This window comes from Bacillus sp. 2B09, assembly GCF_003946835.1.
Classification (GTDB): domain Bacteria; phylum Bacillota; class Bacilli; order Bacillales; family Bacillaceae; genus Bacillus; species Bacillus altitudinis.
The window spans coordinates 82,253-97,839 of record NZ_RPSG01000008.1 but is presented as its reverse complement, the minus strand read 5'-3'; the positions used below and the strand labels follow the sequence as shown (position 1 = coordinate 97,839).

Here is a 15,587-nt window from a genome sequence, read left to right as displayed (position 1 = left end):
TTTGTCCTCAATCTGAAAGGACAGAGCCAATGCTCTGTCCTTTTCGATTAAGATGATACTTTGTTTCGTGTGCGCTTGCGCTGGTAGTAATAAAGGATACCGCCTGAGGCGAGCATGAGTAAGCCAATCAATACCGCTGTATACATCATCGTTGCAGTATTCGGCAGAGTGCCGCCTGGCATGCCGCTTCCATCTTGATTTGGATCCGATCCGCCTGGAGCAGAAGTTCCACCGTCTCCGCCATTTTGGTCTGGAGCTGTTCCAGCCGCTTCACTTTGATTGAGTACGGTGTATTCACTAAAGTGCTCCGTTTTACCTGAGACAATCCCGTTTTCGAATGAACCGTTACTTGTTTTGGCATAGCGGTTTTTCTCACGATCGACATAATAGACACCTGGTTTCTTCGCTTTTTCAGGTGCGTCTAATGTAAAGAACAGTGTGACGGGATCTTTAAAGGTAGACACATTTTTCTGATCTTGTTTGATTTGGAAATCGTATGTGTCGGTTAATGCGTTTTTCACCTTATTTGTTTTTGCCATTGATATATCTGCTTGTTGCTCTGACAAATTGGAGAGCGGTAATGCTAGACCGACTTTATCATGATAGATGGTGACGTTTGGATCTTGCTCTCGTTTCTTCAGTTCAGCTACTTGCCCTTTTGATAGAGACAATTGAACCTTTTTCGCTTCGGTTGCTTTGTCTAAATAGAGCAATGCTTTGTTCGTATGCTGCACATACGTTTGGAATTTCTCATCATCTTGAATGTCATAGGCGCCTTTTCCTTTCAAGCGAGGAAGGAATACTTCTTTCACTCGATGGTCAATGACTGGAGAAATATGACCGTCTGCCTGTTCAATTTGCTCTTTGAAAATTTCATAGTCAACATAGCCTAAGTCTTCACCATGAGACGCTTCTGTAAAGACGCTGTAGCCATCACCGCCTGTGCCGACAAATGCGTTAGTCGCCACGCGGTATGTTTTCTGATCATCAATGTCAGTCAGATTGCCCTTTTGATCTTTCAATTTGACATCAATCAGTCTACTGCCAGCCGGTTTACTCAGTGTAAACGTATATTCAATACCGGCTACATGAGGGAATGCGCCTCCGCCTTCTTCAATGCCTGAAAGCCCTTGTTCAAGCGCTTTTTTAATTTGAATGCCTTTTAAATCTGCGACATATAGTGTGTTTCCAAAAGGCATCACGGTTAAAATATCCCCTAATGTGATATCTCCTTTTTCAATGCTGCCTCGAATACCGCCACCGTTTGTAATGGCAAGGTCAGCACCAGCAGATTCTTGTGCTTTCTTTAACATGCCATCTGCAATAAAGTTTCCAAGGTTCGTTTCCTTTGCACGGACGTGTTCACGTTGTCCATCTAAGAAGACATCTGACGTCCCGACTTTTTCGGTTTTTAAATCTTGGATATCTGCTTTGTACTGATCAAGAATCGCTTTTGCGTCCGCATCTTCTTTCACAGAGTCGTCGATCGTGATGAGGTCAAAAGTAGATTCTTTTGGCTGTACGACGCCTTTTTTGTCAAAGGCCACGTCTACTTTTCCTAAAAATTGTCCGTAGTCTTTTACTTGCGCAACAATCGTTGGTTCTTTTTTATTGATGATCTTTAATTTTTCAATAAGGGTGTGGGTGTGACCACCAATGATGAGATCAATGCCATCTACTTTTTGAGCCAGTTCTAGATCACGGTTATAGCCAATATGTGTGAGCGCAATAATTTTATTGATTTTTTCTTCAGTTTGAATGGTTTTGACTGTTTCTTTTGCTTTTTTGTATGCATCTTGAAATTGAATGTTTGGACCACTGCTGGATGTAATGGCTGTGTCTTCAGTGGTTAGACCGAATACAGCGACCTTTTCACCATTTACGTCAAGTAGAATGTAAGGGTAAATGCCAGCTTCTTTTTTCTCACCAGCTTTAAATGTTGCTGGTTTTTTCACTAAGTCGCTTAACTGTTTTTCCTTAGAGACATTCACGTTTGATGACACGATCGGGAAGGTCGGTTTTTCAAACTGGTGACGGTTTTGAGCATCTACACTGGATGCGTCACCTGTCAGGAATTGACGTAGGACAGATGGACCTTTGTCAAATTCATGATTCCCAAACGTCATGGCATCGTATTTCATTAAGTTCATCAGTTTCAGATCGGCAAGTCCTTGCCATTTTGTGAAATAGAGATCACCAGAGAAGACATCTCCAGCGTCTAATAAAATATTGTTTTCACTTTGGGCGCGAACTTCTTTGATCTTGGTTGCGCGTCTTGCTGCATTATCCAGATGGGCATGTGTATCGTTTGTATGCATCACCGTTAAATGCCAATTGTCTGTTGCAGGTGGTTCTGTTGTACCATCATCTTTAAACGCTAGCTTGTACACGCCAAGTCCGTCTGTGTTGGCATTCCGAATAAAGTCGACGCTGCTTGATTTCTCTGCGAACGGTTTTGCAAGTAGAGAAGATTCAAAGGTGACTGTTGCGCCTTTTACTGGTGTAATGGACCAGTTTTGATCAGCGCTTGGGTTAATGGTTTTTTGTTCAATAATATAATCCATCAGCACTTGGCGGTTCTCATCTGCTGAGGCGAGCACGACTTTATCTTGTGTGAGGTGCGGGAAGCCTCCGCCGCCAGATGCACGGTAATTGTTTGTCACGACTAAAAATTCTTGATTGTCAGAAACGGGTTTTCCGTTGTAAGACAAGTTTTTGATGCGGTTCGCATTAGCATTAACAAGTGTGCCTGTTGTGCTGTATTTAGCAGGCTGTGTGACATCTACTTGGTACGTCACACCATCGATCACATCAAAATTATATGAGCGGTATTCTTCGTTTAAAATAGGCTGTTCATTTGAAGTATTTGGTTTGATTTGGTTAAACTGACCAGCAGACATTTCAAGCCAGTCTTTTACTTCACTGCCTTTTAGTTTTACAATCTGTACGGTGTTATCGTAAAGATAGAGATCGCCGATGTTTTTAATCGCTAAATCACCTTTTGCGATATTTGTATAATAGTTCACACCGTTGCGTCCGCCGGCTTTAAATGGCGCACCCGCAGAGAGAATCGGCAAGTTTTTGTACGAAGTATCTTTCATTTTTTCTTGTGCATACCATTTCTGGGCATCTGTCACGATTTGAATAGAAGGGTCATCCATCACTTGAGCGAAAAAGCTGTTAATGTCTGCTTCTGTTTTTCCAACTGGCTTTCTGACGTAATCTAGGGTGTTTTGGTGAGTTGTTTGAATGGCATTTTTCACTGTACTGTTTTGAGATGTCACCCCGGCAACGGATTCGATTTTGCCTGTTCCGTCTGTGACTTTCCAGTTGCTGCCGTCTGGCTCTAGTGTTAAATCAATGACCCCGAGGTAGCTACCCCAGTTTTTTGACATGACGACTGGGATGCCGTTGATGGTTCCTTTTGAGACATTGAATTTGTCGACTCCGTTATATTCAGCGCTTGGGAATGTGCCATGCTGGTGGCCTGATACAATGGCATCGATACCTTTTGTTTTCGTGGCAAGGTCAAAGATCATATTTTCTGATCCTTTAGGTGAAGCGGTTTTTTCAATTCCTGTATGAGCAAGAGCGACAATGACATCTGCGCCTTTCTCTTTCATTTCAGGAATGGTTTCATTGGCAGATTCGACGATGTCCTGCACTTGGACTTGTCCATCTAAATGCTTCTTATCCCACGTCATAATTTGGGGTGGAACGAATCCTATGTAACCAACTTTCACAGTTTGTGAGGCTCCGTTTGCATCTTTAAAGGTTTTATCCTGAATGACATAAGGAGTAAATCGGTGTTCTCCGTTTAACTTTTTGACGTTCGCATTGACAATCGGGAAGTTGGCGCCCGCAATGGTACCGTCAAGAAAAGATAAACCGTAGTTAAATTCATGATTGCCGAGTGTACCTGCATCATATTTTAATTTGTTGAGTGTATGAATAATGGGGTGAACCTTTGTTTGATTGATGATGCTGTCTTTTTCATTTTTATAAACGTATTCTCCAAGAGGGGTTCCTTGAATCAGGTCTCCGTTATCAACAAGGAGTGTATTGGGATTTTGTGAACGGTGCTTGTCAATCAGCTCGGCTGTTTTTGCCAAACCGAATTCATTTGTTTCTTTGTCACTGTAGTAATCGTAATTCATCATGTTCGCATGAACATCCGTTGTGGCTAAGATACTGACCTTTACGGTGCTGCCGCTTTCTGTTTCTGCATGAGTAGGTACTGCTGGGAGAATGAGACTAATCAACATCATGGAAGTGAGCAGAATAGACAGGTTTTTCCTTCGTTTAGACCTATGTGCTTGTTTCTTCACCTGATCTCCGCCTTTCTAATTTTTTTGACCACAATACCTATTGTAGAAATGTTTCGTTAACTTTTGTAGTTATTTTTTGCAGATTATTGTAAAGATAACATAAATCATACGAATTACCTTGTTAAGGGAATGTGAATGAGTCTAAATGCTTATTTTTCTGAAAGGGGGTTTTCTCATAGGGATAGGATGTTTGATTTCAATTGGCGGGGGTATAGTGTGTAGTGTAAACGATAATCAAGCAGGAGGGTTTCTACATGGGTAAGAAAATTGCAGTTGTCTTAACAGATTACTTTGAGGATGTTGAATTCACCGAGCCTGCAAAAGCCTTTAAAGACGCAGGCCATGAGATCACAGTCATTGAAAACGAAAAAGGAAAAACAGTGAAAGGAAAGCAAGGAGAGGCAGAAGTAAGAGTCGATGCGTCTATCGATAACGTGAAACCAGAAGACTTCGATGCACTTCTGATTCCTGGCGGCTTCTCACCAGACATTCTGCGTGCGGATGATCGCTACGTGCAATTCACAAAAGCCTTTATGGACGAGAAAAAACCAGTATTTGCGATCTGTCATGGACCGCAATTGCTTATTACAGCGAAGACGCTGGAAGGAAGAGGCGCGACCGGCTATACATCCATTCAAGTAGATATGGAAAACGCAGGCGCCAAATTCAAAGATGAAGAAGTCGTCGTTTGTCAGGATCAGCTTGTCACAAGCCGTACACCTGATGACATTCCAGCATTTAACCGTGAATCATTAAAACTGCTCGCCAAATAAGTAGTTTTGACAGGATAAACAAAGCCAGCACCTTGCGAGGTGCTGGCTTTTTCTGTGCATGGATATAAGAAAGCGGCGTCAACCGCAATTCAGTATCAGGTGCACGATTATTTTCTTAAGCTTTTCAGCTCGCTTGCAATGGCTTGCATTTCACTTGGGCTGAATGAAGATTTTTTCATCACCATTTGGTGAAGAAATTCAATATCTTCATACTTATCTGGACTGAAGTCTTCGGCTTTGATGACTCCAATATTCAGCATATTGAGCTTTTGCGAAATGTCTTCAATCAGCTGATTGACTTCAGCCGCTTTTTGCTGTGACAAGGGCGGCACGTCCTTTCCTGCATGTGTCGAATAATATGTCTATTTTAACAGAAAAGCAAAAGAATAAAAGGGCTATTATGACGACACTGAAATGTTTTTTTCCTTTTTCTCCTCTTTGATCTTATCAATGATTCGTTTGGATTCAAACACCACAACACCTGATAAACCGATGAGTCCAATTAAGTTTGGAATGGCCATCAGTCCATTGAGCATATCTGCTACGCCCCAGACGAAGTCATTCTTAAACACGGCACCGAAAAAGACAGCTATCACAAACACGATACGGTAATACATGACGTACGAATCCTTCGCCAAATATGTAAAGCATTTCTCTCCATAATAGGACCAGCCAATGATGGTTGAATAGGCAAACAGGAGCAGCCCGATTGCCACGATGGTTGAGCCAGCTGGACCGAGGAAGTGAGCAAAGGATAACGAAGTCAGCGCATCACTTTTTTCTGTTAAATACATATCTGCCATGACAATCGTAATGCCAGTGATAGAACAAACAATGATGGTGTCAATAAACACTTGCGTCATAGAGACGAGCGCTTGACGGGCAGGCATATCCGTTTTCGCAGCTGCAGCAGCAATTGGTGCTGATCCAAGACCAGCTTCATTGGAAAAGACGCCTCGCGCGACACCCCAACGAATAACGGTTCCAATCGCACCACCTGCCACGGCTTGACCTGTAAAGGCATCTGAGAAAATAAGACTGACTGCGCCAGGAACAAGATCAGCATTCATGACAAGAATGATGAGCCCACAAATGACGTAAAATAAAGCCATGACTGGTACAAAAATAGATGTCACTCGGCCGATACTTTTAATTCCGCCTAAAATCACGAGTGCCGTAAAGGCGGTAATGATGATACCTGTTACCCATGTTGGAATTTGAAAAGTAGAATTCATGACGCCTGAAATGGAATTAGACTGTACCAGGTTGCCGATCCCAAAGGCAGCACTGGCACCGAAAACAGCAAATAGCACCCCTAGCCATTTCTGTTTTAAGCCATGCTCTAAATAATACATAGGTCCGCCAGACATTTCGCCTTTTTCGTTTTTGACCCTGTATTTTACAGCAAGAACAGCTTCTGCAAACTTGGTGGCCATCCCGAAAAATGCAGCAAACCACATCCAAAATACTGCACCAGGACCACCTGCAATGACAGCTGAGGCAACACCGACGATATTCCCTGTACCGACAGTTGCAGCAAGCGCCGTCATTAATGCTTGGAAATGGGAGATATCTCCCTCTGATGTTTTGTCTTGTTTTGAAAAAGCGAGCTTTAAAGAATAAGGAAGTAATCTAATTTGAATGAAGAGAACGCGAAAGGTGAGGTAGATTCCAGTACCAACAATTAAAATTAACAGGGGAGGCCCCCACAAAAAATTGTTCATCGTCGTGACAAATTGCTCAATGATTCCCATCTAATGTCCCCCTTTGTTTGTGTAATTCTCCTAAAGTTTCTCCTGTTTTTGTGTAATTTGTCAATGCCGATGGGAGTTTTTCTTGCAAAGTTTCCAAAAGAAAAAGGGCTTGATATGATAGAGAAAAGGTTTTCCAATGGGACTCTTAGGGAAAAGATAGGAGGAGAATGAAGGATGATTCATGTATTATTTGTGTGCCTCGGCAATATTTGCAGGTCACCGATGGCAGAGGCGATGTTTAGAAAACGAGTCGAAGACGAAGGGCTGAGTGAACACTTTGTGATTGATTCAGCAGGCATTGGCGGCTGGCATCAAGGCAGTCCTCCGCATGAAGGAACACGAAAGCTGCTTGATGAAAAGGGCATCAGCTATGAAGGAATGACTGCAAGACAAATCATGGATAAGGATATCACCACATACGACTATATCATTGCGATGGATGCTGAAAATGTTGGCGCCCTCCGCAGTTTAGCCGGCTATGGAAAACATCACTTTATTGGCCGTCTTCTTGATTTTGTAGAAGACGACGATCGAGACGATGTGCCAGATCCTTATTACACTGGGAACTTTGAGGAAGTACATGATTTAATTGAAACAGGAATTGATCGTTTTTTGACGTATGTAAAAAAAGAGAAACACCTTTGACGGAAAGGAGATCAGATGAGATGGAAGAGAACAAACAAATCGTGCTTCGGGGAGCTGTTATAGGCGCAGCCTGCGGCATATTGCTGACATTATTTCATCGTCCAACAAGAACTGCACTGAAAGAAAAATGGAATGACTGCCAGCAAAAGCTGGATGAATACCGCCTGGAGCCGGGCAGGATGTCTGCTTGCGTGAAGGAAAAAATGGAAGAAACGAAGCAATTGATGAGAACAGTCTCAGATGATTTGTCTTTTCTGAATGAACAAGTGAATCAGTTAAAGGAAACAACACCAAAGGTATTAGAGATTATTGAAGAAACAAAGGATCACTTTCAAAAGAAACAGAAAGATTGATCATTGGAGATGAGGCGTATGGGTTTTGTTAAAGCGTTAATAGGACGCTTTTTGCTGCATGAAGGACCGGCAAAATCAGCTGAGCTTGCGTATTTCTTTTTGCTTTCATTATTTCCGTTTCTCATCTTCGTGCTGACGCTTGTTGGTTATTTGCCGCTGACATCAAAGGATGTTCTAAGCGTCATTTCTGGTTATGCGCCAGAGGGAGCGCTATCAATGATTGAATCCATTGCCGAAGAGACGCTGAATAACCGTAACGGCGGATTGTTGTCATTCGGGATTATTGCGGCACTCTGGTCTGCATCAAACGGCATTAATGCGGTGGTCAGAGCATTTAACCACGCTTACGAAGTTGAGGAAAATCGTTCCTTCATTCTCGTACGTTTAACATCGATCATCTTAACCATTGCGATGGTGCTTACGATTATTTTTGCCTTGATGCTGCCTGTCTTTGGAAAAGAGCTTGGTTTATTCGTTACCAAATTAGTAGGGCAGTCAGATGCGTTTCTCACCATTTGGACCGCCATGAGATGGATTATTAGTCCACTGATTTTACTGATTGTTTTTACATCCCTATATTATTTTGCCCCTAACATCAGGCTGAAATTGAAATTTGTGCTGCCAGGCGCCATATTTGCATCTGTTGGCTGGATTCTCGTCAGCATGCTGTTCTCATTTTATGTAGGCGAATTTGCCAACTATAGTGCGATGTACGGAAGCATTGGGGGAATCATAATATTAATGATCTGGTTTTATTTAACCGGCATTATGATCATCCTCGGCGGCGAGCTCAATGCGCTTTTACATAAGCGTAAAATCGTACCAGGCAAGCTGTAAAGAAAACCGGGCATCCTAAAGAAGAACGAACATGTTCAATCTTTACGGATGGGGGAATACCGAATGTCTAAACAATCGAAAAAAGGCGGAAGCAACACAAAACAAAACAAAGGCCATCAGCCAAAGCACAAAACAAGCGGAAGTGCGAATGGGCAAAATGGGTATCACTAGATGAAAAAACTCCTCTGCATAGGTGCAGGGGAGTTTTTAATGATTCAATTTCCGTATATAACGCTTCAGGAGAAAAGTTGCATCAGGCTTTGGCTGATAGTTTGGATCGAGCTGAAAGCCTGCTTTCATCGCAACACGTTCACTTCTGACATGCCCAACAGGACAAAAGATTTCAAATCCATCGACTTCAGGAGCAAAGGCATCTGTCATACATTTCACTGTTTTGGTCACAATACCTTGCCCTTGCGCATCTTCACCAATCCAATACCCAATATTGCCTATCCGATGCTGAAACGTCATGCGGAATACCCCAATTATTTGACCGTTTAATACGATACCCGCTTCTATATCTTTTTTTTCAGCATAGGCAGCGCGGGCAGATTGAATAAATGATTGAACATCTTCTATGCGATGACAGTGATTCACCCATGGTAGCCACTCTCCCAAGTGATCTTTATTCTGCTGGATAAGTGCAAATAATGCCTCTGCATCGGCTACTTGTAAACACGCCAATTTTAAGTCATCTGAAATGTTAAATGTAAACAAAATAGATCCTCCATTTAGTTACTTTCAACCACTGCCAGCGTCTTCCCAAATCGAACACAACAAAACACAAATAAAATCACAATGCTGACAAGGTAAAGTAAATTCATGCCCTCGAACGTCTGCACAAAGAATCCACCAAGAACCGGACCGAGAATACTTCCTGCACTAAACGCCATCCCGCACATCAAATTCCCAGCAGGCAGCAGATGCTTTGGCAATAAGTCCGTCATATAACTGATGCCAAGTGAGAAGGTCGAACCTACAGCCATACCTGCGATAAAGAAACAGATCGCAACAGCCAAAACGGACTGAATGAAAATCCCTGCTAAAAGGAAAAAGAATGAACCGACGAGTGTCACAACTAAAATCATGCGTCGTCTGCCGAAATGGTCACTCAGCATCCCGAGAGGAAGCTGAAAAACAATACTCCCAATCGCAAACGCAGGTAAAATAAACGCAACAGCATCTATCGTCACCCCGCTTCTCAGCGCATACACAGGGAAGTTACTATTGAGCGTCGTTTCTAAAAAGCCATAGCAAAACGGCATCATAAACGCTACCCAGCCAAATTGAAACGCCTTCTTGAAGCGCTTCAAACTATTTGTCTGCTCTGACGTCTGCATCTCACCTGTATCAGGATATGTATTTTTTAAAACAAACACAAGCAGCCAAATACACAAACTAACTGCACCAGACACAATAAACGGCAAGGATGGATTGATTTCAATGAGTGGTGTTAAAAAAGGGCCAGCGGCAAAACCGAGTCCAAAGGATAACCCATACAATGAAATATTTCGCCCGCGATTTCTAGATGATGAGGCATAGGTTACCCACGTCTGTGTGGAGAAATGAAGCATATGATCACCGATGCCGATCATCAGCCGCAAGAAGAACCAGACGACATAAGATTCAATAAAGACAAAGCTAAACAAACTTAAAAAGACAGCAGCGCCCCCAATGACGATCAATGGTTTAAATCCGAAGCGGCGCAGCGGCGCTTCCATAAAAGGAGACGCAAGCAGCACGCCGATATATAAACCGGTGGCATGCAGTCCGTTTAACGTCGGGGAAGTGCCGGCATGTTCGAAAATAATCGAAATAACTGGCAGTAACGCTCCCTGTGAAAAACCAGATACGGATACAAGTAAAATTAAAATCATAAAATGAATTCTCGACATAAGAAGCTCCTTACAAGTTCATGCTTTCATCGTACAATGGAACCATAGGGGTTTCAATAGAAAGGTGGAAAAGGAATGAAGCTGATATACGAAAATGATCGGTGGGTCGCAAATGCTGATCAAAGGCAGCTGTCTATTTCGGGAAATGAAGAAGCGGGATACAGGCCGTATCAATTGTTCACCTCGGCTATTGCGGGCTGTTTTGGAGAAATGGTCATTCATGTATGCCGAAAAAAACGAATATCCTATCAAGGGCTGACCATTACACCTGAAACGACAAGAGAAGGAACTGTAAACAAAATCACTCATATTCATTTACATATGATCTTTGAAAGCATCAGCACCTCTGATGAACAGCTGGAAAAAGTAATGAAACTTGCGTTGAAGCATTGTTCCATGGTGCAATCCGTGAAAGGAACGATCGATATCACCCTTTCACACGAACGAATCTAAATGTATATGATGCCGGCACTCACGAAAGAATAACAGTCAGATATGATGTAAAGGAGATTGGCTGTATGAATCGTTTGTTTCTAGTGATTGTCGCAATCGGTGTTCCATTATCTGTGATTGGCAGTTTTCTTCATTTCCCGCAGGCTGTCATGTTCGCCGTCTATTGTATCGCCATCATCGGTCTTGCAAGTTATATGGGAAGAGCGACAGAGAGTCTTGCCATTATAGCGGGACCAAGAATTGGCGGTTTGTTAAACGCTACTTTTGGAAATGCAGTGGAATTAATCATTTCATTTTTTGCATTAAAACAAGGACTCACTGCCATTGTCCTTGCTTCACTCACTGGCTCAGTGATTGGCAATTTACTGCTCGTGGCTGGACTGTCTTTTTTCGTTGGCGGATTGAAATTTAAACGACAAGAGTTCAACGTCCACGATGCAAGGCATAACTCTGGGCTGCTTATGTTTGCGATTATTGTGGCATTTGTCATTCCAGAAGTCTTTTCCATGGGGATGGCAGAAGATCGTCAATTTGTTTTAAGTATCGGCATTAGCATTGTGATGATTTTGCTTTATGTCGCAGCACTCTATTTCAAACTGGTCAGCCACAGAGGTGTTTATGTTGCCAAGCAAGAAATTGCGGAAGGGGAAGCCGCGACGGAAGAAGAGACACCAGAATGGTCTGGGAAGTTTGCCACGGCGATTTTACTCCTTGCGACAATTGCTGTGGCGTATATTTCAGAGCGGCTCGTCCATACATTTGACACAGTCGGAGAACAGTTTGGCTGGAGTGAACTGTTTATCGGGGTCATCATTGTTGCGATTGTCGGTAATGCAGCAGAACACGCATCTGCCGTCATTATGGCGTATAAAAACAAAATGGATGTCGCGGTCGAAATTGCTTTCGGTTCTACGCTTCAAGTCGCCATGATGGTCGCACCGATCCTTGTGATCAGCTCTCTGTTTTTTGAAAAGCAAATGCCACTGATCTTCTCATTACCAGAGCTCATTGCCATGGCATCCTCTGTTTTACTGACGGTCATCCTTTCAAATGATGGGGATACGAACTGGTTTGAAGGTGCTACATTGCTCGCTGCCTATTTCATTATGGCGATTGGATTTTTCCTTTTATAATCTTTTGTGGATAAGGGACGTCTTTCGGGAAAATACTATGGAAAAATGAATGAGAAAGAGTGATGATATGAAAAAGATGCCCCGCATCATGTTTGTTGTTCTCTTATCCTTAAGTTTTCTATACAGTTTTCCAGCCGAGGCAGCAAAGCCGTTTAAGGTGCCATCGTCTGTCGCCAGTATCTCAAAGGAAAATACGTATCCAAATGCGTCACAAGATCAACCGCTGCTACAGCCGAGCGAGCTGACGGCCGAATTATTTAAAACAACAAGTGTACCAATTGAAAATACACATTTGATTAAAATGTTGAATGAATCCAGTATCTCAGGTACACCGTTAGCAGTTGGCTACAGGGCAACGATTTTTCTTGGAAGATGGGCACTTAGCTATGATTCAAACGAAACCGTCGCCAATTGGGAATACAAAAAAGTGAACACGAATCACATTGATAATAGAGGCGGAAACAAAACAGCCATCGGCAAATATGTGCAAAAGCAACAAGTAAAAGTAAGTGGAGGGCTCACAGCAAAAGTACCAAACCCAGAAGATGTGAAAACATTGATGATGCAAAAAGCCATCCAAAAAACAAAACTTCCGCTCGCCTTCGACACAGTGATTGGTGCAGGAACAAAGCGAGATCAGTCCTACCACGTATCTCCGAAAAAAGCAGCAACCCTGCATGCATACGCTCCAGCCATTAACGAAAAAGGAAAGGTTACTTACGGAGAAGTGTATCTTGTGCTCAAAGGAAATAAACGCAAACTCGTCGTGAAAAACGTGACCTCACAAGGAATTGGCGCTTGGATTCCTGTTCAGGATCACCTGACGTTTGGGTTTCAAGGGATGAATTAAAAACAGTCATCTCCTCTTACCAAGGGGAGATGACTGTTTTTTGATTAAGATGTCCTATCTTTTTTCTTTTTCATTTCATGAATGTAAAAATCAAAGGCGTTATATAAAAACCATACAAAGAAAAGAAAGAGAAAGACTTTAGTGAATATCGTCAAATTGTTGAAAATTAAGCATAGGCCAATAAAAGGGAGGATCATAAAGCCATAATACGAAAACCACCATGTTTTAAAAATGAAACTCAGCTCCTTGGTTATTTGTGGAAACGACTGTTTCTTCATATTACATGGTCTTGAGTAGAACGTAAACCTTACCTAGACAATAAAAAAGCCAACGCGGAAGTTGAATGAATCCAACAACTACGATGGCTTAGCTGATTATTCCCCTAAATCCACATTATGATAAACTTGCTGCACGTCTTCAAGCTCTTCTAATACATCGATGAGTTTTTCAAATTGTGCTTTCGATTCATCATCTAATGTCACTTCGTTTTGAGGCAGCATTGTGATTTCGGCGACAGTAAATTCTTCTACGCCTGCCTGTTTGAACGCTTCTTGAACTTGATGGAATTGATCTGGTTCAGCATAGACGATCACCGTATCATCTTCTTCCATAATGTCACGTACATCAATGTCTGCTTCCATTAAAAGTTCAAGCGTTTCTTCTTCACTTTTCCCCTCGACACCGATCACCGCTGTTTGGTCAAACATGTAAGCAACAGATCCACTGACGCCCATATTTCCGCCGTTTTTCCCAAATGCTGCACGAACATCAGACGCTGTGCGGTTGACGTTATTGGTCAGGGCATCAACGATCACCATTGATCCGTTTGGACCAAATCCTTCGTAACGCAGCTCATCGAAGTTCTCTTCTGCGCCACCTTTGGCTTTTTCAATTGCACGGTCCACAATGTGTTTTGGGACACTATATGTTTTTGCACGTTCTAGGACAAAACGAAGTGCTTGGTTTGATTCTGGATTTGGCTCACCTTGCTTGGCAGCCACATAGATTTCACGCCCGAATTTTGCGTAAATACGACTTGTATTGGCATCCTTTGATGCTTTCTTTTCTTTAATGTTGTTCCATTTACGACCCATCTTATTCACTCTCTTTCACTTAGTAAATACACAGTATGAGGGTCCCCATGCTGCATGAAATCAATCTGCTTTCTATTATACATGAATCAGTCAAGAGGATAGAAGTAAGACGGCTGAAAAGAAAAGAATTCCTTAGCTGATATGTCCAAGTTGTTCAAGCGTCTTATTTTTCTCATGCGGTCTAGTCAGCTCATCACACCGAATGATTCTACCATCTAATAAAGTAAATAACGCCATCACATCTATTAGACCATGGTCTCCTGTGGACAGCTCAACATGTACAGTGTAACGAAAACACCCTTGCTGAGTCTCTTCATCAAACAACATATCATGAAAGGCGGGGATGTCGAGCTGTTTGGTCATGACTTTTAATGTGGAGAGATGTTTTTTAAATTCATCAAGGGAAGAGACCTTTCCATCAGTGACTTGCTGATAATCTGAAGAAAAATAAGTCTCCACCTTTTCTATATCTAATTGGATTAACACCTCTTGATACATTTGCTTAATAAAAAAAATCGCTTCAGTTTTTCTCAATGTAAACATCCTTCCTTTTAGTTAATTGGTTAACTATATAATATTATAATTAACCGGTTAACTAAAAACAATCAAAAAAATAACCCCATCACAAATGAGGTTATTTTGCAGGCTGTGGATAGACGAGATCCTCAAGCAATTTCACATCATGCTGATGAAGTTGTGTGATCATTTCTTTTCGCACAGCGAGGGCGGCTTCGAAGTATTTTTCATCCTCGACCATTCCTTTTACGGTGATCTCAATCCCGCGATTCAATTTATTGAGCCCCATAATGCCATGAACCTGAAAAGGTTCAATGGCGTTTTGGAATTCATCTTTTTTCAGTAAATCATGATGCATTTGATTTAACTGATCACATGCTGTTTCTAGCGCCTTGAAAGCAATATCAGGATTTTGGTTTGCGCTGATCAAGACTGACTCTGTGATACGCATGTAGTGCATATTGTAGTTTTGGATTTGACGAATGTCTCCGTTTGAAATGGTTAAAAGCTTGCCGCTCCATTCTCTAATTTGCAAAGACCGGAGACCAATTTCTTCAATGGTTCCGTTAAAAAGATTATTGACCGTCACATAATCACCTTTATGAATTTGCCTTTCATAAATGAGGAAGATGCCGGCTAAAATATCACGAATCAAGGTCTGAGCGCCAAAACCAATGACAATTCCAGCAACACCAGCCCCCGCAAGAATCTTCCCAAAGTCATGAAAAAATAGAGAAATCACATATAAGACAAAACATATGGAAGCTGTATACTTTGAAACCGATTTGACCAAGCTCTCAATCGTTTTTTTCTTTTTATCTTCAATGAATTCAGTTCGTTTAAAGAAAATCTGAAGCGCTTTGTTGATCATAAAGACGGCAAGCCAAAGAATGAGTCCAACAAGGAGAATTTCAATGTATTTGTTCTTGACCACTGTCAGAAATGTTTCGTCCATC

15 protein-coding genes are annotated in these 15,587 nt (G+C 42.0%); 7 read left to right on the top strand and 8 right to left on the bottom strand.

Features of this window, described 5'->3' with window-relative positions:
- Nucleotides 1-47: 47 nt before the first annotated feature.
- On the bottom strand, nucleotides 48-4,328 hold the full coding sequence (locus EBQ12_RS15520; RefSeq protein ID WP_125590578.1) for a multifunctional 2',3'-cyclic-nucleotide 2'-phosphodiesterase/3'-nucleotidase/5'-nucleotidase: 4,281 nt from the start codon (nucleotides 4,326-4,328) through the stop codon (nucleotides 48-50).
- 254 nt (nucleotides 4,329-4,582) lie between these two features.
- Here EBQ12_RS15520 and EBQ12_RS15515 point away from each other — a divergent pair, with 254 nt between their 5' ends.
- Nucleotides 4,583-5,101: a type 1 glutamine amidotransferase domain-containing protein gene (locus EBQ12_RS15515; protein ID WP_007496591.1), complete on the top strand. Its 519-nt coding sequence runs from the start codon at nucleotides 4,583-4,585 to the stop codon at nucleotides 5,099-5,101.
- Nucleotides 5,102-5,208: 107 nt separating this feature from the next.
- Here the strand turns inward: EBQ12_RS15515 and EBQ12_RS15510 are convergent, their stop codons facing one another.
- Nucleotides 5,209-5,424, bottom strand: a complete 216-nt coding sequence (locus EBQ12_RS15510) for a DUF1128 domain-containing protein (RefSeq protein ID WP_008341757.1) — start codon at nucleotides 5,422-5,424, stop codon at nucleotides 5,209-5,211.
- A 75-nt stretch (nucleotides 5,425-5,499) separates the two neighbouring features.
- Nucleotides 5,500-6,855, bottom strand: coding sequence for an alanine/glycine:cation symporter family protein (locus tag EBQ12_RS15505; RefSeq protein WP_007496593.1), 1,356 nt, complete (start codon nucleotides 6,853-6,855; stop codon nucleotides 5,500-5,502).
- Nucleotides 6,856-7,029: 174 nt separating this feature from the next.
- Between EBQ12_RS15505 and EBQ12_RS15495 the strand changes: the two genes are divergently transcribed.
- From EBQ12_RS15495 to EBQ12_RS15485, 3 genes are read left to right on the top strand one after another with little or no spacing between them, the layout of a single operon-like run.
- Nucleotides 7,030-7,500: a low molecular weight protein-tyrosine-phosphatase gene (locus tag EBQ12_RS15495; RefSeq protein ID WP_008341755.1), complete on the top strand. Its 471-nt coding sequence runs from the start codon at nucleotides 7,030-7,032 to the stop codon at nucleotides 7,498-7,500.
- Between the two features lie 20 nt (nucleotides 7,501-7,520).
- Complete coding sequence (locus EBQ12_RS15490; RefSeq protein ID WP_019743536.1) at nucleotides 7,521-7,853, top strand: hypothetical protein; 333 nt, start codon at nucleotides 7,521-7,523, stop codon at nucleotides 7,851-7,853.
- Nucleotides 7,854-7,871: 18 nt separating this feature from the next.
- Entirely contained in the window at nucleotides 7,872-8,690 is an 819-nt protein-coding gene (locus EBQ12_RS15485; protein WP_125590576.1) for a YihY/virulence factor BrkB family protein, read from the top strand.
- 207 nt (nucleotides 8,691-8,897) lie between these two features.
- On the opposite strand, the gene EBQ12_RS15480 is transcribed toward EBQ12_RS15485, so the two are convergent.
- Both EBQ12_RS15480 and EBQ12_RS15475 read right to left on the bottom strand, forming a co-directional pair.
- On the bottom strand, nucleotides 8,898-9,407 hold the full coding sequence (locus EBQ12_RS15480) for a GNAT family N-acetyltransferase (protein WP_125590574.1): 510 nt from the start codon (nucleotides 9,405-9,407) through the stop codon (nucleotides 8,898-8,900).
- Between the two features lie 14 nt (nucleotides 9,408-9,421).
- Nucleotides 9,422-10,585, bottom strand: coding sequence for an MFS transporter (locus tag EBQ12_RS15475; RefSeq protein ID WP_058214340.1), 1,164 nt, complete (start codon nucleotides 10,583-10,585; stop codon nucleotides 9,422-9,424).
- A gap of 75 nt (nucleotides 10,586-10,660) precedes the next feature.
- Between EBQ12_RS15475 and EBQ12_RS15470 the strand changes: the two genes are divergently transcribed.
- The 3 genes from EBQ12_RS15470 (at nucleotide 10,661) to EBQ12_RS15460 (ending at nucleotide 13,021) form a co-directional block, all read left to right on the top strand.
- On the top strand, nucleotides 10,661-11,038 hold the full coding sequence (locus EBQ12_RS15470) for an OsmC family protein (RefSeq protein ID WP_058214339.1): 378 nt from the start codon (nucleotides 10,661-10,663) through the stop codon (nucleotides 11,036-11,038).
- Between the two features lie 65 nt (nucleotides 11,039-11,103).
- On the top strand, nucleotides 11,104-12,171 hold the full coding sequence (cax, locus tag EBQ12_RS15465) for a calcium/proton exchanger (protein ID WP_035391339.1): 1,068 nt from the start codon (nucleotides 11,104-11,106) through the stop codon (nucleotides 12,169-12,171).
- Nucleotides 12,172-12,238: 67 nt separating this feature from the next.
- The gene (locus tag EBQ12_RS15460; protein WP_017366830.1) at nucleotides 12,239-13,021 is read left to right on the top strand and encodes a YfkD famly protein; all 783 of its coding nucleotides are present in this window, start codon (nucleotides 12,239-12,241) and stop codon (nucleotides 13,019-13,021) included.
- Nucleotides 13,022-13,395: 374 nt separating this feature from the next.
- Here the strand turns inward: EBQ12_RS15460 and EBQ12_RS15450 are convergent, their stop codons facing one another.
- The 3 genes from EBQ12_RS15450 to EBQ12_RS15440 form a co-directional block, all read right to left on the bottom strand.
- Nucleotides 13,396-14,115 (bottom strand): YebC/PmpR family DNA-binding transcriptional regulator, encoded by a 720-nt coding sequence (locus tag EBQ12_RS15450; protein ID WP_007496614.1) that lies wholly within the window; start codon nucleotides 14,113-14,115, stop codon nucleotides 13,396-13,398.
- Between the two features lie 132 nt (nucleotides 14,116-14,247).
- Nucleotides 14,248-14,658: a nuclear transport factor 2 family protein gene (locus EBQ12_RS15445; RefSeq protein WP_224562626.1), complete on the bottom strand. Its 411-nt coding sequence runs from the start codon at nucleotides 14,656-14,658 to the stop codon at nucleotides 14,248-14,250.
- 91 nt (nucleotides 14,659-14,749) lie between these two features.
- Nucleotides 14,750-15,586, bottom strand: coding sequence for a mechanosensitive ion channel family protein (locus EBQ12_RS15440; protein WP_025206933.1), 837 nt, complete (start codon nucleotides 15,584-15,586; stop codon nucleotides 14,750-14,752).
- Nucleotide 15,587: the final 1 nt, after the last annotated feature.